At 52.3% G+C, this 20,682-nt stretch carries 18 protein-coding genes; 17 read left to right on the forward strand and 1 reads right to left on the reverse strand.

Annotation, left to right across the window (positions count from 1 at the left end; translation table 11 throughout):
- Positions 1 to 16: 16 nt before the first annotated feature.
- The 12 genes from FPL14_RS25425 to FPL14_RS25480 all read left to right on the forward strand — a co-directional run bounded on the left by FPL14_RS25425 (position 17) and on the right by FPL14_RS25480 (position 14,862).
- On the forward strand, positions 17 to 1,054 hold the full coding sequence (locus FPL14_RS25425) for a Gfo/Idh/MocA family protein (RefSeq protein WP_182300347.1): 1,038 nt from the start codon (positions 17 to 19) through the stop codon (positions 1,052 to 1,054).
- 92 nt (positions 1,055 to 1,146) lie between these two features.
- The gene (locus tag FPL14_RS25430; RefSeq protein ID WP_182300348.1) at positions 1,147 to 1,284 is read left to right on the forward strand and encodes a hypothetical protein; all 138 of its coding nucleotides are present in this window, start codon (positions 1,147 to 1,149) and stop codon (positions 1,282 to 1,284) included.
- A gap of 77 nt (positions 1,285 to 1,361) precedes the next feature.
- Complete coding sequence (locus tag FPL14_RS25435) at positions 1,362 to 1,952, forward strand: thymidine kinase (protein ID WP_182300349.1); 591 nt, start codon at positions 1,362 to 1,364, stop codon at positions 1,950 to 1,952.
- Positions 1,953 to 2,693: 741 nt separating this feature from the next.
- The gene (locus FPL14_RS25440) at positions 2,694 to 3,734 is read left to right on the forward strand and encodes a LacI family DNA-binding transcriptional regulator (RefSeq protein ID WP_182300350.1); all 1,041 of its coding nucleotides are present in this window, start codon (positions 2,694 to 2,696) and stop codon (positions 3,732 to 3,734) included.
- 339 nt (positions 3,735 to 4,073) lie between these two features.
- The gene (locus tag FPL14_RS25445; protein ID WP_182304162.1) at positions 4,074 to 8,045 is read left to right on the forward strand and encodes a DUF5695 domain-containing protein; all 3,972 of its coding nucleotides are present in this window, start codon (positions 4,074 to 4,076) and stop codon (positions 8,043 to 8,045) included.
- 163 nt (positions 8,046 to 8,208) lie between these two features.
- Positions 8,209 to 9,015, forward strand: a complete 807-nt coding sequence (locus FPL14_RS25450) for an alpha/beta hydrolase (RefSeq protein ID WP_182300351.1) — start codon at positions 8,209 to 8,211, stop codon at positions 9,013 to 9,015.
- A gap of 15 nt (positions 9,016 to 9,030) precedes the next feature.
- Positions 9,031 to 10,443, forward strand: a complete 1,413-nt coding sequence (locus FPL14_RS25455; protein WP_182300352.1) for a sensor histidine kinase — start codon at positions 9,031 to 9,033, stop codon at positions 10,441 to 10,443.
- A complete protein-coding gene (locus FPL14_RS25460; protein ID WP_182300353.1) occupies positions 10,436 to 11,101 on the forward strand; it encodes a response regulator transcription factor in 666 nt (221 codons plus the stop codon). Before FPL14_RS25455 ends, FPL14_RS25460 begins: the two co-directional genes overlap by 8 nt.
- A gap of 386 nt (positions 11,102 to 11,487) precedes the next feature.
- Positions 11,488 to 12,195, forward strand: a complete 708-nt coding sequence (locus FPL14_RS25465) for a YwaF family protein (protein ID WP_182300354.1) — start codon at positions 11,488 to 11,490, stop codon at positions 12,193 to 12,195.
- Positions 12,196 to 12,314: 119 nt separating this feature from the next.
- Entirely contained in the window at positions 12,315 to 13,094 is a 780-nt protein-coding gene (locus tag FPL14_RS25470; protein WP_182300355.1) for a formate/nitrite transporter family protein, read from the forward strand.
- A gap of 20 nt (positions 13,095 to 13,114) precedes the next feature.
- The gene (locus FPL14_RS25475) at positions 13,115 to 14,029 is read left to right on the forward strand and encodes an L-lactate dehydrogenase (protein WP_182300356.1); all 915 of its coding nucleotides are present in this window, start codon (positions 13,115 to 13,117) and stop codon (positions 14,027 to 14,029) included.
- A 176-nt stretch (positions 14,030 to 14,205) separates the two neighbouring features.
- On the forward strand, positions 14,206 to 14,862 hold the full coding sequence (locus FPL14_RS25480; RefSeq protein WP_182300357.1) for an SGNH/GDSL hydrolase family protein: 657 nt from the start codon (positions 14,206 to 14,208) through the stop codon (positions 14,860 to 14,862).
- 64 nt (positions 14,863 to 14,926) lie between these two features.
- Here the strand turns inward: FPL14_RS25480 and FPL14_RS25485 are convergent, their stop codons facing one another.
- Entirely contained in the window at positions 14,927 to 15,250 is a 324-nt protein-coding gene (locus tag FPL14_RS25485; RefSeq protein ID WP_182300358.1) for a hypothetical protein, read from the reverse strand.
- A gap of 113 nt (positions 15,251 to 15,363) precedes the next feature.
- Here FPL14_RS25485 and FPL14_RS25490 point away from each other — a divergent pair, with 113 nt between their 5' ends.
- The 5 genes from FPL14_RS25490 to FPL14_RS25510 all read left to right on the forward strand — a co-directional run bounded on the left by FPL14_RS25490 (position 15,364) and on the right by FPL14_RS25510 (position 20,584).
- The gene (locus tag FPL14_RS25490; RefSeq protein WP_182300359.1) at positions 15,364 to 16,290 is read left to right on the forward strand and encodes an AEC family transporter; all 927 of its coding nucleotides are present in this window, start codon (positions 15,364 to 15,366) and stop codon (positions 16,288 to 16,290) included.
- A gap of 325 nt (positions 16,291 to 16,615) precedes the next feature.
- A complete protein-coding gene (locus FPL14_RS25495) occupies positions 16,616 to 17,749 on the forward strand; it encodes a Gfo/Idh/MocA family protein (protein ID WP_182300360.1) in 1,134 nt (377 codons plus the stop codon).
- Between the two features lie 2 nt (positions 17,750 to 17,751).
- Entirely contained in the window at positions 17,752 to 18,825 is a 1,074-nt protein-coding gene (locus tag FPL14_RS25500) for a Gfo/Idh/MocA family protein (protein WP_182300361.1), read from the forward strand.
- A 42-nt stretch (positions 18,826 to 18,867) separates the two neighbouring features.
- Positions 18,868 to 19,740, forward strand: coding sequence for a sugar phosphate isomerase/epimerase family protein (locus tag FPL14_RS25505; RefSeq protein ID WP_182304163.1), 873 nt, complete (start codon positions 18,868 to 18,870; stop codon positions 19,738 to 19,740).
- Positions 19,733 to 20,584, forward strand: a complete 852-nt coding sequence (locus tag FPL14_RS25510; protein ID WP_182300362.1) for an AraC family transcriptional regulator — start codon at positions 19,733 to 19,735, stop codon at positions 20,582 to 20,584. The genes FPL14_RS25505 and FPL14_RS25510 overlap by 8 nt, the downstream gene beginning before the upstream one ends.
- Positions 20,585 to 20,682 lie beyond the last annotated feature (98 nt).

Genomic DNA, 20,682 nt, shown 5'->3' on the forward strand with positions numbered 1-20,682 from the left:
TAGAGGCGAACCGACGATGAGCGTAACTTATAAAATAGCGGTAGCGGGCTGCGGGAACATGGCGAATACTTGGGTTAAATACGCGTTGGGACGATCGGACTCGGAGATCGTGGCGTTAGTCGACATGAAGCGGGAGTTCGCCCAATCTATGGCGGATAAGCATGGGCTAACTTGCCCGACCTACACGGATATTAAGCAAGCGATCGAAGAAACCGGAGCGAATCTCGTGTTCGATATCACGGTTCCTTCCAGCCACTATAAGATCAGCACGACGGCGATGAAGCTCGGTTGTAACGTGTTCGCGGAGAAGCCGCTTGCCGAGACGTTGAAAGAGTGCGAAGACATCATCGCCGTTTCCGATCGGACGGGGCGAACGCACAACGTTATGCAGAACAGGAGATACGATGTTCGAATTCGCGCTCTCCGCGAACTGATCGCCTCCGGTCAAATAGGCAAGCCGGGCTATGCGGGAGCGGATTTCTTCTTAGGCCCCCATTTCGGCGGATTTCGCGACGCGATGGACAGCCCGCTCTTGCTGGATATGGCGATCCATACTTTTGATCAGGCTCGGCTGATTTTGGGTGCCGACCCGGTATCCGTTTACTGCCAAGAGTTCAATCCGGTCGGATCGTGGTATGCCGGACAAGCCGCGGCGATTTGCATTTTCGAAATGTCGGATGGCTCGGTGTTCTGCTATCGGGGTTCTTGGTGCGCGGAAGGAGTTCCGACATCTTGGGAAGGGGATTGGCGGGTAACTGGCGCTAAAGGAACGGCCGTCTGGGATGGCGTGAATAACCCGTATGCGGAAGCGGTAGCGCCCGGCAATCAGGAAGGGAATTTTATGCGGGAATGCGTTCGAGTTGAGGCGGAGGTGCCTCCGCAACATAAACCGTTTCATGAAAGCTGTTTAGACGAGATGTTCGCCGCTCTGGAACAAGGAAGAAGGGCGGAAACGGATTGCCGCGACAACATTCTTAGCATGGCGATGGTACTAGGAGCGATAGAGAGCTCCAAGTCCGGGAAGAAAGTTATCATTTCAAATCTCTTGAGCTGAGCGCGAAGCTGATGCGATCATTGCGTCGGCCGTTCATACAGAGGCGTTTCTTAAACCTTGCCGGTTTAGGAAACGCCTTGTCCGAAGGGAGATTGATCGAAAGTCGGGTCTCCTCGCAAGACGTATCTAAGAAAGAGTTTCTGGATAGACAGCGGGATTCTTTTCAGGAAGTCGTGAAGAAGCTGGTTCGCTTGAATATCGAAGACTACGGATCGATCGGGAGTTCCTAATAAATGAAGTCTATTGCAACCGGGCTAACTATTGTATAATGATTGCTATCTATCATCATCGTTGCGGAGGTAGCACATTGGCTCAGTTGTACTACAAATACGGCACAATGAATAGCGGCAAGTCATTCGAAATCATTAAGGTTGCCCATAATTACGAGGAGCAGGGCAAGCCCGTTCTCATTTTCTCTCCCTCCATCGATACTAGAGGCGGAGCGGACCAAGTCGGCTCGCGCGTCGGGTTGTCCCGTAAGGCAATCCCGGTCGATATGAACACGAACATTTACGAGAGCGTTCAAATCCATCAAGCCGCGACGAAGAACAAGCGGATCTACTGCGTGCTCATCGACGAAGCGCAGTTTCTGTCCAAAACCCAAGTGCTCGAACTAGCCCAGATCGTCGACGATCTCGGAATTCCGGTCATGGCGTTCGGTTTGAAGAACGACTTCCAGAACAAGCTGTTCGAAGGAAGTTACAATCTGCTCATTCAAGCGGATAAAATCGAAGAAATCAAAACGATCTGCTGGCATTGCGACCGCAAAGCCACGATGGTCATCCGTTACCGCGACGGCGTTCCGGTTAACGAAGGCGAACAGATCCAGATCGGCGGCAACGAGGATTACAAGCCGGTGTGCCGTCGTTGCTATAACGAAGCGTTCAAACAGAAGTGAGTCGTTATTGAGGGAGACAGGGGCGGATTGCCCTGTTTTTTTGTGCCCAGAGCGAGCTTGGGAGCATAATCGCGGCACGGCGTGCCGTTATTCTGTGTTGAGGCGAGTGATTGCGGGAGATAGCGGCACGGCGTGCCGTTATTCTGTGCTGAGGCGAGCATTGCGGGAGATAGCGGCACGGCGTGCCGTTATTCTGTGCTGAGGCGAGCAATTGCGGGAGATAGCGGCACGGCGTGCCGTTATTCTGTGCTGAGGCGAGCAATTGCGGGAGATAGCGGCACGGCGTGCCGTTATTCTGTGTTGAGGCAGTGATTTCGCGAGATAGCGGCACGGCGTGCCGTTATTCTGTGTTGAGGCAGTGATTGCGCGAGATAGCGGCACGGCGTGCCGTTATTCTGTGTTGAGGCGAGTGATTGCGCGAGATAGCGGCACGGCGTGCCGTTATTCTGTGTTGAGGCGAGCAATTGCAGTAGCGTCAAGAAGTTTGTGTAGTAGGATTATCCATAGGTAGCGTAGTTACTTATTCGGTAGGGGGTTAATCTAGCGGTGTACATCTTTGTCGTTTACGTGCGCCGCAAATGGGCGACATTCGCCTTGAAAAGCAAGAAAATCAATAGTACCCATCAATCTTCGACATTTTTCGCCTCTATTTTCCAATAAAAGCGATTGCAAACAAAAATGGTAGTGTGATATAACGAGAATAATAGAACATCTAAACGTTTAGATAAACGAGGTGTCGGGTTGTCTGAGGTCGGCATAAAGGAAATCGCGGCAAGAGCGAACGTATCGACGGCTACCGTGTCGTACGTGCTTAACGGGACGCGGAACGTAAAGCTGAACACCCGCGAACGAGTGTTGCGCGTAATCGAAGAATTGAACTACAGGCCCAATAACGCGGCGCAAAGCCTGAAACGGAAGCGCACCAACACGATAGGCGTCATCGCCGAAGACGTAACGGTATTCAACGTGCCGGAAATCATCGACGGCATCAACGATTGCGCGGATAAGATGGACATGCATATTCTGCTGACGAACCTTAGGCTCGACAAACGGATCGGCCGCAATTTCGATCAGACGGATCGTTATCGCCATTTTGCGGACAATGCCGTATCGGAACTTCTTAGCAAACAAGTCGAGGGAATCGTTTATATCGGCGTTCATCCCCGCGATCTTACGGGGTTAATCGATACTTTGGGCAAACCGATCGTCTATGCCTATTGCTACACCCAAAGCGAAATATCCATCCAATACCATGATGAGCAGGCATCTTATGAGGCTATGGCCTACCTCGTGAAAAAGGGCCATAAGCGCATCGGGATCATTAGCGGAACGATGGACTCGATTCCTTCCCGGCTTCGGTTTAACGGTTACTATAAAGCGGTAACCGAATTCGAGTTGCCGTTCGACCCGCAACTGATCAAGATGGGCAACTGGGAGGCGGAATCCGGGTATTGGCTGACGAAAGAACTGATGGAGCTTGACGAACGCCCGACCGCTATTCTGGCGATGAACGATGTCATGGCCGTCGGGGTCATGCGCGCAGCGTCCGAGATGAACGTGCAAATTCCAAGAGATTTGTCCGTTATGGGATTCGATAATCGGGAGTTCAGCGACTATTTAATCCCCCGGATCACTACGATGGATTTGCCGCTTCACGAAATCGGGTATCAAGCCATGGATTCGCTTGCTCTCATGATCAAGGGAGAACAAGCCGTGCGCAAACCGATGCCCGAATGTAAGCTTATCGAGAGAGATTCCGTCGCATCCCCCCGGTTGCGATAGGTTTTTCCGCAAGAAAATCTAAACGTTTAGATTTTGAGCCTACTATCGTCCCTTATTCGTTGCCATTTAATCACACCCTTGTCCCTGAAGCAGACACTAGCATTCGCTTCTTTTTGATAGGGGTTTTTCTATTTTACCGAGAGGGGGTGATTGCGATTCGTTGAACGGCGATTTAGAGAGCAGCTTTGGCATCATGAAGGAGAAGAACCGACTGATAGCAAACCAATGATGAAGGAGGAATTGTTGATGCTTACGCCAGAGGCCCCTAGAACTAATCGTCTTTTTATTTTCGTAGCGTCGCTTTTTGTAACCGCTTTATTTGCATTCTTATGGCCAAAGATGGCTGCCGCGTACACGCTCTCCGACAGTAATTTCAACGTTCAGACCGGAACGCACGGGGAGATCACTTCATTGCAATTGGTTGGAGATTCGTTCCCGACGAATTACGTGATGAACGGCACGAACGCCCCGAATCAGAATACCGCGGATCATCAATGGCTTGGCGAATTGATGTTCAAATACAAGCTCGGAAGCGGAGCTTGGACGAATGCTTGGACAAGCAAGTCCGCCGATGGCAGAACCCAGAGCCAGAGCGGGAATACGGTGACGGTTACGTATCAGAACGCTTCCAATGCGGAGGGGATCAAAAACTTCAGAGTCGTGAACACGTACTCGCTCGTGAACGATTACTTGCTCTGGTCGATCAATATCACGAATACAAGTACCCAATCGATCGAGTTCGGAGACGTCGGGCTTCCGCTTCCGTTCAATGAATTCTGGACGGGCGGGAACAATGAGGAAATCTATGAGACAAGAGTTCTAACCCATTCGTACGTAGGAAACAACAGTTCCTACATTACCGTCGGAAGACCGAGCGGAATCGGCTCCTCCCTGCTGATGATTCCTGACGCTACTACGGGAGCGGGCTTCGAGTATCAAGACCGCTGGCGGATCGAAGAGCATCCCGGCAGCAAGTGGGCCATGGATCAAGGCGGATGGATCGAAGGGCTTAACGTTTTTTATATTCATTCGAACGTTATCAAGAGCACGAACCGGGGATACCTCCCGAATACGAGCTTGATTCTGGCTCCTAACCAAAGCAAGACGTATGCGTTCAAGTTCTTCAGGGTGGCTAACGAGAATGCCGTGAAGGACAAGCTCTATAGCGAAGGACTAGTCGATGTCACCGTCGTTCCGGGGATGATCTTCTCGACGAACATGAAAGCGAAGGTAGACCTGAGAACGACTAAACCGATTACCTCCGTAACCGCGCAGTATCCGGCGGAGACGACGATCAATTTCCTCAATTCCGCAGCCGGGGGCCACAATATCTACGAGCTCACGCTTGGCCATCTGGGTCCCAATAACATCACGGTTAACTATGGCAACGGAGAGAAAACGGTATTGCAATTTTACGCGATCGAACCGATCGACGCGGCGTTGCAGCGGCATTCGACCTTCATGGTTAACAGCACGCAATGGAACGCGCCCGGACAGCTTAAGGATAAGGTGTTCGACGACTGGATGATGGATACGAAAGCGAAGAGGAATGTCTTCAACGGCTACTGGGGATGGGGCGACGATTGGGGATATACCCACGGCCAATTCCTGGCGGAGAAGAACGTGCAGACGCCGGTCGCTTCGGAAATCACGGCAGTCGACCAATATTTGGAGACGGCCATCTGGAACTCGCTCATGGCAACGAATCATTCGGATTATCTCATCTACGATTTCCTCATGCCTGCCCCCAACACGACTCCAACCTATCGCGGTTACGCCTATCCGCACATCTACAACACGTACTTCAGCATGTATAAGATCGCGAAGCTGTACCCGGATACGACCACTTACATTCATCCGAGGAACACTTATTTGCTCAGGGCTTACAACATTTTCAAAGCGTTGTACGACGGTCCCGTCGCCTATAACTGGAATACGGGGCTGATGGGCGAGCTGACGACGCCGGAAATCATCAAAGCGTTGCAAGACGAAGGCTATACAGCCCAAGCGAACGACGTCATCGCGAAGATGGCGACGAAGTACAACAACTTCAAGAATACGACTTATCCGTACGGCTCCGAGTACAACTATGACAACACCGGCGAAGAAGCGGTATATACGCTGGCTAAGATGAACAACAATACGACGATGAAAAGCAAGATCAACGCCAAAACCCGCGCAGCGCGCGGACATATGCCGATCTGGTATTACTATGCGGATCCGGTGACCATTACGGGCGAGAACTGGTGGAACTTCCAATACACCGTCTCCTTGGCGGGCTACGCGATGGACGATTGGATTCGCAACCATTCGTCGACGCCGGAGGTCGAGCAGCGGATGTCCTACGCAGCTAAGATCGCCAACGTAGGCGCGATCAACTCCGGACAGATCAGCTCCGATCCGGCGAATATCGGGGCGGTGGCATGGACCTATCAAGCGGAAAAAGGCAACTACGGCGCATTGGGGCACGGGGGAGGGCCGTTGCAGAACGGTTGGAGAGGAATGTCGGGAGAGGCGGATTTGGGCTTGTTCGGAGCGATTAAGATTCTAAGCTCCGACGTTGCCGTAGACCCGATATTCGGCTTATATTGCTACGGTTGCGACGTCACTTCCAGCGGAGGTAACTACACGGTTATTCCGAAGGACGGCGTATTCCAGCGCCTCAACTTGATCACCGAGAAGTTCGGGATGGAACTGGAACGCGACAAGTATACGGCGGCAACGGTCGCGATCGCCAAGAACAGCGTCAACTTCACGTTGAAAAATTCTACTCTTGGAGCGGCTCATGCGACGAAGGTAACGTTCACCGGACTTGCTCCGGGCTCCTACAACATTTTAGTGAACAACGCCGCAGCGGGAACGGTCAACGTTACCAGCGGCAATAAAGCGACGATAAGCCTCAACGTGGGAACGGCTGCCACGTACGACGTGAAGCTTCAGCAGGGAACTCCTCCCGCGAATACGGCTCCCGTCGTGAACGCTGGCACGAACGCGACATTCACGTTGCCCGCAAGCGTCGTTTTGGCCGGAACGGTAACGGATGACGGATTGCCTAGCGGAACGGTAACGACAACATGGAGTCTCCAAAGCGGCCCAGGCACGGCTACTTTCGCTAACGCCGGCGCTGCGAATACGACCGCGACCGTATCGGTTGCCGGAACGTACGTATTCAAGCTGACCGCGAGCGATGGCAGCTTGTCTTCTACCGCAACGGTAACCCATACGGTAAATCCGGCGTTACCGGTACCGGAAGTCATCGCGAACTATTTGTTTAACGAAACGTCCGGGGCTGCCGCGAACGACTCCTCCGGCAATGGCAAACACGCCGCGCTGACCGGCGGGACTTCTTGGTCCGCCGGTCATGCCGGGAATGCTCTTACCCTGAACGGTTCTAACGCATATGCGACCCTGCCAACCGGAATCGTAAGCAATCTAAACGATTTTACGATCTCGACTTGGGTAAAGGTGAATAGTTTAAGCGACTGGGCGCGCATCTTCGACTTCGGCACGGGCACTAACAATTACATGTTCCTCGCGCCGCGCGCGGGCGGCGCAGGACTTCGGTTCGCGATTACGACGGGCGGCAACGGCTCCGAGCAAGCGTTGAACGCGCCTGTATTGCCGACCGGCGTATGGAAACACGTCGCCGTCACGTTATCCGGTTCAACCGGTAGATTGTACGTCGACGGGGTTCAGGTGGCGAGCAATACGAGCATGACGCTCAAGCCATCCAGCTTAGGCAATACGAATTTGAACTATATCGGCAAGTCTCAGTTTAGCGATCCTTACTTCAACGGATCGATTGACGATTTCCAAATTTACAGCAGGGCGTTAAGCGCCGGAGAGATCAGCACTCTATTCAACGGAAGCCCGACCTCTTCGAATATTGCCCCGCTAGGCACGGCGTCCACTTCGTTCGTTTCGAGCTGGGAAAGCTTGACCGGCTTGAACGACGGGTACGCGCCGACCAGCTCGAACGACCGCGGACATCCGGTCTACGGCAACTGGGACAACCCGAATACGACGCAATGGGTTCAGTACGATTTCGCTCAGAACTACACGATATCCGGCGTCGAAGTGTATTGGTTCGACGACGATGACGGCATCGACCTTCCGGCATCGTATACGATCCAATATTGGAACGGAACGGCTTGGGTTAACGTAGCCGCGCCATCAGGACTCGGGCTGCTTGCCAATCAATACAACGTGACGACGTTCACGCCCGTATCGACGAATAAGATTAGGTTAAACGTGACCGCCAAGGCTACGACCTCGACGGGAATCGAGTCGTGGAAAGTCATAGGCAATTAGTTAAGTTCTAGTATGGAATCTAGCCACCCCAACGGTATGGGATGCCGTTGAGGTGGTTTTTATCCGTTGCGGACGTTGTCGATTCCGATGTAACCCTTTACAATGGAAAATGGAAAACCTAACTTTCAATCGATTCTTATAGCTGAGCGAGGAGATGCGAGAGATGGCTGACAAAGATAGAGAATGGATCCGCTTATGGCAGGACGGCGCACCTGGAGCGCAAGGGAACGGGGACGAGGATATTCCCGCGATTAAGGCATATCCGGTAAACGAAGCCGGTAGAGGTGCCGTCATCGTATGCCCCGGCGGCGGCTATGGCATGCGTGCCGATCACGAAGGCGAACCGATCGCTTTATGGCTGAACAGCATCGGCATCCCCGCATTCGTATTACGGTATCGAGTAGCGCCGTATCAATATCCTTGCGCGTTGAAGGACGTACAACGTGCCGTTCGATATGTTAGGCATCATGCGGACAAATGGGGGATTAACGCAAGCAAGATCGGGGTGCTCGGCTTCTCCGCGGGAGGCCATTTGACGGCTTCGATCGGTACCCAATACGATTCCGGCGATCCGTCCGCCGAAGATCCGATCGATCGGCAATCTTGCCGGCCTGACGCCATCGTCCCGTGTTATCCGGTGATTACGCTGACGCAACCGTACACCCACGCGGGTTCATTATTGAATCTATTGGGAGAAAACCCGGAACCCGCGATGGTAGAGTCTCTTAGCTGCGAGAACCGCGTGACTTCGGACACGCCTCCAACGTTCCTATGGCATACGGCGGACGACGGTGCGGTTCCCGTAGAGAACGCGCTGCTCTTCGCAACTTCCTTGAGCAAAAATAAAGTTCCTTTCGAACTGCATGTCTATGAGAAAGGGCGGCATGGCCTTGGATTGGCTGAGGATGACGCCCATGTCGCGTCGTGGAGTACGTTATGCGGAACATGGTTGAAGCGACAGCAATTTTAGGATAGGAGCTATCATATGCTTGTCGTCTGGATCGCATTATGGTCTGTAGCGCTTATTTTGTGTTTGGCCGATCCGCGCTCTTCCGTTAATCGCACACTAAGCGCGGTTGCCTTGTTCGGAGGAGCCGGGGCGCTGGCCGCGACGCTGGATAACGTGTTTATTCCTTATCTCCAAGTGAATCATCCCCACCAACGGGTGGAGGATATTTTGTATACCCTTCAAGCAGGTTCATCCTTAGCTTGTAATTACGGCCTTCCTTATTCTTTTCTCTTATTCGCGATGGCCTACAACCCTAGCAATATGACGAGCAAAACGCAGCGGATCATTCAACTGGCGTTGCTCATCCCTATCGTGTTGTGCGTTTTATTTACGCCTCCTTACAATGAATATCGACCGATCAGCCACTCTATCGTCGTTTGGTGGGCCGTTCCATATATTGTGGCCGGAACGTACTTCGTATTGTCCAGAAAATCGAGGCATTTCTCGTTATCCCATTCCCACTGGATCATTTGCTTGGCGGTGTTGCCGCCGGTATTGTTCGCTATGGCGATGAATTATATTTTGCCGAGCTTCGGTAAACTGAACATGTGGAAATACAACGTATGGGCCGTACTGATCGCGGTAGCCGTCTTCCTCATCGGATTGTTCACTTACGGATTTCTCGGCTTAAGAATCTTCATTGATCGTCGCAGGCTCGATTCCACGTTGCGGGCCGTCACGTCCGGTACCGCCATTCTCCATCATGCGATCAAGAACGACGTCGGCAAAATGCGGCTGTTTACCGAGAAAATGAAAGCATACGCCGAGTCGACGAACCAGCCGGAGCTGCTGGAAGACATTCGCGTCGTTCAGAGCGCGTCGCACCATATCCAGGACATGATTTCAAGGGTTCACCGACGTACGGAAGATCTTGAAATTCAGCCTAGAGAGGTGGAACTCGGCTCGCTCCTGCGGGAAACGGTGAAGGGGCACGAACCGTCCATGGGGAAAATAAAGCTTCATTTTACGGTCGCTGGCGGCTGGCGATGCAGGCTGGATCCGGCGCAAGTAGGGGAAGCGTTGAATAACGTCATTTCCAACGCCATCGAAGCGATGGGCGGGGAAGGAAATCTGTTCGTTTCGTTGCGGGAAGGAAAAAAAGAACTAACCGTGGAAGTTCGCGATACGGGAGCGGGGATGGATAAAGCGCAATCGTCAAGAGCGTTCGAGCCCTTCTATACGACCAAGTCCGGTAAAGAAGCCAACTTCGGACTCGGCCTGCCCTATGCTTATTATGTGATGCGCAAGCATGGAGGGTCGTTGCATATTCGAAGCAAGCCGGGAATCGGTACGCGGGTTTATTTCATATTTTCTAAGAAAAGCGTGGGAGCGGTAAAGGTTCCGAAGTTGGAAAACGCGTTGGTAGAAGGAGGCGCCGGTCATGGCTAACGTCAAGGTGTGGATCGTCGAGGATGATCAAGATTGGTTACGCGGCTTATGCGCTTATTTGGGCTCGCAGCAGGGAATAGAAGTCATCTTCACCGCCGACAATCCGGAAGACGTTCGGCTTGCCTTGGTCGGGGACGCGAATGCGGGCGCGGCGGACGTCGTGTTAATGGATATAATGCTGGACGGGGTTCCGGCCGGAATCGCGTTAGCGGAAGAAGTAACGCTCGCGACGGGAGCTAGAGTGATCATGCTAACCTCGATGGAGGAGAAGGAGCTTATTTTCCGTTCCTTCCAAGCGGGCGCGATCGACTATCAAATCAAATCGGAGTTCGAGTCGTTGCCAACGGCTATCGTCGCCGCTGCACGCCGCGAAGCTCCGATCAGCTCGTTAGCAGCCGAACAGATGCGCGAGGAGTTTCGTCGGTTGAAGAAGCTGGAACGCGAGTTCGAAGTTAAGAAAATGCAGGATCTCATTACCCCATCCGAGTTAGAGCTGCTTAAGCTCGTCGACCAAGGCTACACGCAAACCGAGATCGCCGGCCGGCTTGTCGTCTCGATCCGCACCGTCAAAAACCACATCAACCACATCCTCAAGAAGCTAGGCTCCAAAGGCTCCAAGGAAGCGGCGGAAGCGGCTAAGGAGAAGGGGTTGTTCTAGTTAGGGTCGTATGTTTTAGTACGATTTAACCCGAGTGAGTCGTGCTAATTGGCTTCCAAGTATGTTTTCGTACGGTTTAACCCGAGTGAGTCGTGCTAGCTGGCTTCCAAGTATGTTTTCGTACGATTTAACCCGAGTAATTCGTGTTAATTCGCCACCAAGCATGTTTGCGTACGATTTAACCCGAGTAAATCGTGTTAATTTTCCCCCCAACCAATCGTTCCCAAGTAGAACTCCTTATCATCCCTACAAAACATAGCCAGATGAATAAGGTTAAGCGAACCGCTCCGAGGGTACCAAATAAAGTTGGTACTATTTTTTTTGCGCCGATTTTCTAGAATGAAGGTGTAAAAGGGCAATCCCGCTCAAGGAAAAGAGGAACGGAAATGGCATTCATACCATTCTCGTGGGCTCATGGATTAGGGCTGGCCATGGCTGCGGCGATCGTGCTGGGAGTCGTGATCTTCCGCAAAAGCTTGCGAACGACCAGGTCAAACCGCAGCGCCAGATACGCATTGGTCGCCGTGCTCGTGGGCTGCGAACTATCGCTGCAAGTGTGGTACGGGCTAACCGATAACTGGGGGCTATACTCGCTCCCGTTTCAGCTTTGCAGCATCATGATGTGGTTATCGGCGCTGTTGTTGCTTACGCGCAATCGCAGGCTTTATGAGATTACGTTTTTCCTCGGGATCATGGGAGCCATGCAAGCGTTGCTAACGCCGAATCTGGATGCCGCTTTTCCCCAATTCCGCTACTTTCATTTCTTCATCGCCCATGGCGCGATTATCGGGGCAAGCGTCTTCCTAACGGTTATCGAAGGCTATCGTCCGACTGTCGCGTCCGTATTCCGGGCGATCGGCTGGCTGCACGTCCTGGCGATTCCCGCCGCGATCACGAACAGTTTGGCGGGCACCAACTTCATGTTCCTCGCCCGCAAGCCGGATACGGCTTCGTTGCTGGATCTGCTGGCTCCTTGGCCATGGTATTTGCTCCAACTTGAACTGGTCGCGCTTGTTCTATGTTTTTCTTTGCTTGGCATCGTGAAAGGGCTTGATCGGTGGTCGCGCGGATTAACGGAAAGCGGAAGAGGGTAAAGACGAGCAAACCGGCGAATTCCGATTTGTGACGAATGTCACATTTTTTATATCCTCAATATGATATAGTCAAACCATCGAAACCATCTCAACCAAGAGACGCTGAGGGGGGAGCGCAAATGGAGACTGAAGCCTTACAGAAAGTCGAACAGCTAGCCTCGAAAAAAGTAAAAGTATACGAGCACGGCCGGCTGCGTTATCTTGCGCGATCCATGTTAGCCAGTATGTTCATCGGCTTCGGAGTCATCGTCGCCTTCAAGACGGGCAGCTTCTTCTACTCGGAGCATTCTCCGCTCACGTATCCGATGGCCGCCCTTACGTTCGGAGCCGCAATCATCTTAATCTCTTACGGCGGCGGCGACCTGTTTACCGGAGATACGTTCTATTACACTTATGCGGCGCTGCGCAAAAAAATAAAAGCAAGCATGGCGGCGAAGTTATGGGTATGGAGTTACATGGGGAATGTTTTGGGTGCGGCGGTATTCGCTTTTCTAATTTATACGACCGGGCTTTTCGACGAATCGTCCGTAAACGGGTTTCTGCTCAGCGTAGTGGAGAAGAAAATGCATACACCGACGATGGAGCTGTTTTTTCGGGGAATTTTATGTAACTGGCTCGTCTGTCTGGCTTTCTTCATTCCGTTGTCCATGAAGGGCGACGGGGCCAAAATGTTCGCCATGATGCTGTTCGTGTTTTGCTTTTTCATTTCCGGTTACGAGCATAGCATCGCCAACATGTGTACGTTCGCAATCGCGCTCGTGCTTAACCATCCGGGAACGATATCGTTCGATGGCGTCATGCACAACCTGATCCCGGTAACTTTCGGAAATTTGATCGGCGGCGGGTTGCTAATGGGTTATATGTATTATTATGTTAATAAGCCTTTTATGGAAGATTAAATGCTGGGAGAGTGTTGAAGATGGCAAAAAGAACAAGAATCGTCATTATCGGTGCGGGTGCCGTAGGATCGACGACGGCCTACACCTTATTGTTGAGGAATAGGGTAGACGAACTGGTATTGATCGACGCGAATCATAAAAAAGCCGTCGGCGACGCGTTGGACATGAATCACGGCATGCCTTTCTTAGGAGGGGCTAAGCTATGGGCGGGTACATACGAGGATTGCCGCGAGGCGGATATTATCGTGATCACGGCAGGCGCCGCGCAGAGAGAAGGAGAGACGCGAGTCGATCTTCTGAAGCGTAACGTGGCTATTTTCGATAGCATCATCACGGAGGTTCTGAAGCATAACTCGCACGGCATCTTATTGATCGCATCGAATCCGGTAGACGTCATGAGCTATTTCTCGTGGACCAAATCGCAATGGCCGGTTAACCGCGTCATCGGTTCGGGAACGTTGCTGGATAGCGCCCGGTTCCGTTATTTGATCGGAGACAAGCTGGCGATCGATCCGCGCAGCGTGCATGCGCACATCGTAGGGGAGCATGGGGATTCTGAGCTTCCGATCTGGAGCCTTGCTAACGTGGCGGGATCGCAGATTCAATTGGACGATGAAGCGAAAGAAGAAATTTTCACGAACACCCGGGATGCGGCGTATCAAATCATCAGCGCCAAAGGAGCGACTTATTACGCGATCGCCCTTGCGCTAGACCGGATCTGCACGGCCATTCTGCGCGACGAAGGAGCCGTCCTGAACGTCTCCACCTTGCTGAAAGACTACCATGGCATTTCGGACGTATTCTTAGGCGTACCGTGCGTCGTCGATCGGACGGGCGTCAGGGAAGTGTTGCCTATCCAATTGGCGGACGAGGAGAAGGCGCTCCTTCACCGGTCGGCCGATAAGCTCAAAGGCTTGATCGAATCGATATCCTAATCAGGTTAAGATAAAAGGCGTCTTGGCGAAGGGAATTCCTTCCCAGGGCGCTTTTTTTACGTTGTCGCTTGATAAAAAGTCCATGCCAAGATCTAGTAAATCGCCTATTATTAATTGTACAATGGCAGTAGTCGAATCAATGAAAACGAATTCAGTAGGTCGGGGGAGAGACGGAAATGTTGTTGCAACAAGGTCAGAAAGTATTATTCATCGGGGACTCGATTACGGATTGCGATCGGGCGAAGCCCGCGGGAGAAGGATTGTTCGGAGCGCTGGGCAGAGGTTACGTGTCGTTGGTGGATGCCTTGCTGCAAGCGATATATCCGGACCTGGGCATTCGCGTGGTGAATACGGGAATTAGCGGCAATACCGTCGTGGATCTCGAAGCAAGATGGCAAGAGGACGTATTGGACCGGAAGCCGGATTGGCTATCGATAATGATCGGAACGAACGATGTTTGGCGCCAATACGATACTCCGTTCATTAAAGAATGGCATGTATACCCGGACAAGTACGAAGCGACGCTTCGTGCGTTGGTTGAGCGAACCAAACCTCATGTCGGCAAAATTGTCCTTATGACGCCATTCTATCTCGAAAGCAACGAACAGGATGCGATGAGACGGACGATGGATGAATACGGGGCTATCGTGAAGAAGATCGCGGAGGAAACGGGATCATTGTTCGTGGATACGCAAGCCGCGTTTAACGTGGTGCTTAAAGATCTCTACTCGGCAACCCTCGCATGGGATCGCGTACATCCGACGCAAGCCGGGCATGCCGTTCTTGCCCGGGCATTCCTGAACAAAGTCGGGTTTGATTGGAATAGAGAATAATTTTCTGCCCAGCGCCGCGGTGTCGGTACTGGGCTTTTTTTTGTATCGTCGGAGGCACCGGCTATTACGAGAAATCCAAGCCGTTTCCATCCATATTGAATCTCTCCAAGTGGCGGATCAGATTTTCTTTGCGGAGAATTTCCTGCTGTTTAGCTCCCATCAAGTCGAAGTGGGGGAACGGAGGACGGTTATGAATGTAATTTGGATTGAGTCCGTTGGCCGCGCACCATTCGGTTAACCGTTCAAGATTCGCGTTGCCTACTTTGGTTACCGTACGAAATTGCGGAAAACGCGGATCGAACCAATAGTGGGTCAAGAAGGCTGTTTCTCCCCTGATGACGGCTGCTTTCCACGCGTTCAACTCCGCTCTTTTTATGCCGAAAGCCATGGTGCTTCATCCTTTGCTCGAGAAATATCGGTTTGCTTCCCGTTTGCATCAGGAATAGTATAGCATGAAGATAAGGTTTGACGTGTTGCGGCAGGGGGAGGATAATTGACCGCATGGACATTTTTCTGCTTATCCTTACGAATAACGTACTGCCGTTATCGCTCATCATCGGTCTTGGGATCGTGCTGCATCGTATCTTCACTTTGGACATCAAGACGTTATCGAAGCTCAATTTCTATCTATTTTCGCCGGCGATCATGTTTGAGTTGCTGTATGGTACCGCGATTTCCGCCCAGTTGTTCGGGCAAGTACTGCTCTTTTTCGTCGTGTTCATGTTAGCGCAGTATGGCTTGCTCGAAGCCGTCGTTCGCCTGCGAAAATACGACGGGGGCATGCGCGCGGCTATGAGGAACAGCGTTCTATTCTACAATAGCGCGAACTATGGCATCCCTATTAACCAGTTGGCTTTTGCCGGCAATCCTTACACGTTGTCCGTGCAGATCATTATCATGATGATGCAATCTCTTATCCCGAATACTTACGGTATCTATAGCGTGAACGCTCACAAAGCGAATTGGCGAGAAATTCGCAAAGTGATCTTATCGATGCCCGTCATATACGTCATTCCTCTTGCTTTGTTATTGCGGGGGTTTCACGTTCCGTTGCCTGAATTCATGAGCATATCCGTCGGCTATTTGTCCCATGCGTTCATCGGTACGGCGCTTTTTACGCTTGGCGTACAACTGGGCAGCATGAAAGGAGCGTTCAGCCGCAAGCTGGCGTTCGATGTCGGCTTGGCGTCCGTGCTTCGTCTCATCGTAGGTCCGTTGCTGGCCTGGGGCGTCGTGCTCTTGTTCGACGTAGAACCGACCGTAGCCGCGGCGCTTATCGTATCTTCGGCCGTCCCGACGTCGTTATCAAGCGTATTGCTAGCCGTCGAGTTCGACAACGAGAAGGATTTCGCTTCCCAGACCGTGCTCGTATCCACTGCGCTGAGCATCATAACCGTCACCGCGGTTATTTACTTGTTGCGGGTTTGATTAGTATTCTGTTTAACAATGCTGCTAGCATTTAGGAACTCAATAGTATCGCCACGCGGTACTAATCCCGGTAATCGAGCACGATCGAGCCGAGGCGGGTTGGCGATGAAAAAGAGAAGTATCTATCGAAATGGGGCATTCTCTAAGATCGATCTTGATCTTAAGAGAAAGCCCCTCTCTCATTCTTCTGGATAAAGTCGAGTTAGCGAGTAGACTCACAGTTAAATGCGTCCTAATAATCGTTCCTCAGAGTGAAGTTCATCCACAGTTAAGGTGATACAATACCTGTAGATGAATATCAAGCGAAGAAGGAAGGCGAAACCCGTTGAACAAAGTGAGGATCGGTATCATCGGCCTAGGAAACATGGGGACCGGCCACGCCCAGTATTTGATTGAAGGTCAAGTGGCCGGAGCCGAATTAACTGCCGTCAGCGATGTTCGGCCGGAGCGTTTGAAGCTGGCGAAGGAGCAAGGGGGAGACGGCGTTCTGACGTTCGAGACGCCTGAGGCGATGTTTCGTTCCGGGGCGGTGGACGGCGTGTTATTGTGCACGCCTCACTACGATCATCCGAAGCAAGCGATCGAGGCTTTCTCCCATGGTCTTCATGTGCTCGTGGAGAAGCCCGCCGGCGTCTACACCAAACAAGTTCGGGAAATGAACGACGCCGCGACAGCAAGCGGCAAAGTATACGGGATCATGTACAATCAGCGCACCAATCCGCTCTACGCAAAGCTGCGCGACTTGATTTCTTCGGGGGAGCTTGGAGAGATCCGGCGTACGAATTGGATCATTACGAATTGGTACCGATCTCAAGCGTATTATAATTCCGGCGGTTGGAGAGCGACATGGGCCGGAGAAGGCGGCGGGGTACTCATTAATCAGGACCCTCACCAATTGGATCTGTGGCAATGGACAACGGGCTTAATGCCGAGGCGGATTCGCGCGTTCTGCGCTTTCGGTAAAAATCGCGATATCGAGGTCGAGAATGACGTGACCGCTTACGCGGAATACGAGAACGGCGCGACGGGGGTGTTCGTCACCTCTACGCATGATTGCCCGGGAACCAACCGATTCGAGATTTCCGGCGATCGCGGCAAAATCGTGATCGAAGACGATAAAATGACCTTCTGGCGATTAAGGGAATTGGAGTCGGAGTTTAATAAGAGCAACAAGTCGCCTTTCGCCCAACCGGAAGTTTGGAAATGCGACATTCCGGTGGAAGCGGGCGGAGCTCAGCATTTGGAAATCACTCGAAACTGGACGGACGCTATTCTTAACGGCACGCCGTTGCTGGCGCCGGGCGAAGACGGAATCAAAGGGCTCTCGATCTCCAACGCGATGCTGTTGTCGACTTGGACGGACAACTGGGTAGACCTGCCGCTGGACGAGGATTTGTTTTACGATAAGCTTCAAGAGCAAATTTTACGTTCGAAGAGCAGCGGAAGAAAAGGAGAATGACGATGTCCAAAGCCAATGGCATGAACTACGCGCCGCAAGGGAAGCCGCGGCCGGTTGTCGGCGACGGAGAGTTCGCGTTCGCGGCGATGTCGCTTGATCACGGTCACATCTATGGAATGTGCAACGGGCTGCGGGAAGCGGGAGCAACGTTGAAGTGGGTATATGATCCCGATCCCGAGAAGGTGAGCAAGTTCATCCAAACGTACCCTAACGTTCGCGTCGCCGAATCCGAGCAGCAAATTTTGCAGGATACGGAAGTCGCGCTCGTTGCCGCCGCTGCCATTCCTAGCGAACGCGGGCCGCTCGGCGTGAAAGTGATGGAGCACGGCAAAGATTATTTCACGGACAAAACGCCGTTTACTTCTATCGATCAATTAGAACGGGCTAAACAGACCGCCGAGTCGACCGGACGCAAATACGCAGTCTATTATAGCGAGCGCCTGCATGTGGAAAGCGCGGTATTCGCGGGACAGCTTATTCTTAACGGGGCGATCGGGCGCGTGGTTCAGGTGCTCGGGCTTGGACCTCATCGGTTGAACGCGCCGCAAAGACCGGATTGGTTTTTTAAGAAGCAGCAGTACGGAGGCATACTGTGCGATATCGGCAGCCATCAGATCGAGCAATTCCTCTACTATTCGGGTAATCAAGACGCCAAAGTGCTGCATAGCAAAGTGGCGAATTACCATAACAAGGGGTATCCCGAACTTGAGGATTACGGCGACGCCACGCTTGTCGGCGATAACGGGGCGACGAATTATTTTCGCGTGGACTGGTTGACTCCGAATGGACTGTCGACATGGGGGGACGGCCGGACGGTGGTTTTGGGGACGGACGGGTATATCGAGCTGCGCAAATATGTCGACATCGCGCGAGCTGCCGAAGGGGATCAGCTATACCTCGTGAACGGGGAAGGCGAGTTCCGCATGGAACTCGGCGGGAAGGTCGGTTTCCCCTACTTCGGCGAGCTTGTGCTGGATTGCTTGAACCGGACGGAAAACGCGATGTCCCAGGCTCATGTTTTCAAGGCGGCGGAGCTTTGCTTGCGGGCGCAAGCTCAAGCTGTTCGCGTCGAATAACTAGCGAATAATGATTCCTTAAGAGGAGGAACGTACTTTATGATTAAACTATCCGTCTTTACGGTCGCGACTCCGGAACTAGAACCGGAAGAACTCGCTGCGGCGGCCAAACAAGCAGGTTTGGCGGCAATCGAATGGCGCTATAAGGACACCCCCGCGGATGCGGCGAACGAGAAACCGTCTTACTGGGGCAACAATCGCTGCACGATCTCTCCGGCCGGCGGCGTAGCGGAACTGGATCGTTTTAAGCAAGCGGCGGAAAAACACGGACTGGCCAACTTGAGCGTCACCCCTTACTTGCGCGCGGGAGATTTGGAGGAGACGGAGAAGGTATTGCAAGCCGCGCAATATATGGGCGCTTCTTATATCCGCTTGGGCGTGCCGGGATATGACCGCAGCCGACCGTTCGGCGAATTGTTCGAGCTTGGCCGTACCTATTTGCAAGAAGCGGAAAAGCTATGCCGGAAGTACGGCGTTAAAGGTTTAATCGAGATTCACCACGTTACGATAGCCGCTTCGGCTTCCGGAGCGAGGAGACTGGTCGAGGGCTTGGACCCGAACGCGATCGGCGTACTCTTCGATCCGGGCAATACGGTACACGAAGGGTTCGAGAATTACCGAATGTCGTTGGAGTTGCTGGGGCCGTATTTGGCGCATGTGCATGTAAAAAACGCGGGATGGAGCATTAAGGAGACGGCCGAAGATGGAACCAAGAGCTGGCACTGCGATTGGATGGGGCTTAAAGACGGCATTGTTCCATGGAGACAGGTGGTATCCGACCTGATCGCGGTCGGATACGACGGTTACCTCGGAGTCGAGGATTTCAGCGGGCAATTTCCGGATTCCTCGCAAATGCTGAACCATTTTTCCGTGGTTATCGGAGGACTGTTGACGGAGCTGCAACCGAATGTTTGAGTACAATTACCGGTCGACGGGCGTATTCGAGCCGGTGTTTCATTCGCATACGTTCTACGAGGTGTATTATTTTCATGAGGGTAAATGCAATTATTTGATCGGGGACCAAATCTATAATCTCGCGCCGGGCGATCTTATTCTCATGTACGGCATGACGCTTCACTGCCCGAAGATCGACCCGTCCGTCCCGTATATCCGGTCGATTATCCATTTCGATCCATCCATCCTTCGTCCTTATACGGATTTGCCGCAAGCGGTTCCGATATTGCAGCCTTTCGAGCAGTTCAGAAATTACAGGCTCATCTTAAGCGCGGAGGATAGGGAAGAATTGGAGAGAATACTCGTGTTGATGCACGGCTATCAGCAACGGGGAGATCATGTCGGCGAAGGCCGGTTAATGCTTGCGTTCTTGGATTTGCTGCATTTTATTTACGACCGTTGCCGTCAACCGCTTCGGGAACAGAGGGAGTTTCCGTCGGATAAGGAAAAGGCGGTACAAGACGTAATCGCTTTGCTCGAGACCCGGTATACGGAAGAGGAACTGAGCATGGAGCGGCTCCAGCAAGAGCTTCATCTTAGCAAATCGTATTTGGCGAAAATCTTCAAGGAAGTAACCGGGGTAACGATCTTCGAGTACGTGTATCGGAAACGGATCAACGAAGCGAGAATCTTGTTTTTGCTCCATCCGGGCTTGGCGGTTACGGATGCGTCTTTTCGCCTCGGGTTCAAGCATCTCGCGCATTTCAGCAGGCTGTTCAAAGAGCATGTCGGCGTATCCCCGGAACGTTACAAAAAGCAATTGAAGGACGAGCAAGCCGCGATGAAAAGATCAGGAAAGCACTGAATAGTCAAAAAAAGATATATATATGCAGGAATATGATGTTTCATCGCGTTGACCGTGGTGGTAAAATGGGATACGTTGGTTACGGTGAATAGAAAGAT

This window comes from Cohnella cholangitidis (genome assembly GCF_014107495.1).
GTDB classification, from domain to species: domain Bacteria; phylum Bacillota; class Bacilli; order Paenibacillales; family Paenibacillaceae; genus Cohnella; species Cohnella cholangitidis.

What these genes read in the sequence shown, in the direction of transcription:
- FPL14_RS25425 (WP_182300347.1), top strand. Translation starts at nt 17, where the DNA reads ATGAGCGTAACTTATAAAATAGCGGTAGCGGGCTGCGGGAACATGGCG.
- FPL14_RS25445 (WP_182304162.1), top strand. Translation starts at nt 4,074, where the DNA reads ATGGCTGCCGCGTACACGCTCTCCGACAGTAATTTCAACGTTCAGACC.
- FPL14_RS25450 (WP_182300351.1), top strand. Translation starts at nt 8,209, where the DNA reads ATGGCTGACAAAGATAGAGAATGGATCCGCTTATGGCAGGACGGCGCA.
- FPL14_RS25455 (WP_182300352.1), top strand. Translation starts at nt 9,031, where the DNA reads ATGCTTGTCGTCTGGATCGCATTATGGTCTGTAGCGCTTATTTTGTGT.
- FPL14_RS25460 (WP_182300353.1), top strand. Translation starts at nt 10,436, where the DNA reads ATGGCTAACGTCAAGGTGTGGATCGTCGAGGATGATCAAGATTGGTTA.
- FPL14_RS25465 (WP_182300354.1), top strand. Translation starts at nt 11,488, where the DNA reads ATGGCATTCATACCATTCTCGTGGGCTCATGGATTAGGGCTGGCCATG.
- FPL14_RS25470 (WP_182300355.1), top strand. Translation starts at nt 12,315, where the DNA reads ATGGAGACTGAAGCCTTACAGAAAGTCGAACAGCTAGCCTCGAAAAAA.
- FPL14_RS25475 (WP_182300356.1), top strand. Translation starts at nt 13,115, where the DNA reads ATGGCAAAAAGAACAAGAATCGTCATTATCGGTGCGGGTGCCGTAGGA.
- FPL14_RS25480 (WP_182300357.1), top strand. Translation starts at nt 14,206, where the DNA reads ATGTTGTTGCAACAAGGTCAGAAAGTATTATTCATCGGGGACTCGATT.
- FPL14_RS25485 (WP_182300358.1), bottom strand. Translation starts at nt 15,250, where the DNA reads ATGGCTTTCGGCATAAAAAGAGCGGAGTTGAACGCGTGGAAAGCAGCC.
- FPL14_RS25490 (WP_182300359.1), top strand. Translation starts at nt 15,364, where the DNA reads ATGGACATTTTTCTGCTTATCCTTACGAATAACGTACTGCCGTTATCG.
- FPL14_RS25500 (WP_182300361.1), top strand. Translation starts at nt 17,752, where the DNA reads ATGTCCAAAGCCAATGGCATGAACTACGCGCCGCAAGGGAAGCCGCGG.
- FPL14_RS25510 (WP_182300362.1), top strand. Translation starts at nt 19,733, where the DNA reads ATGTTTGAGTACAATTACCGGTCGACGGGCGTATTCGAGCCGGTGTTT.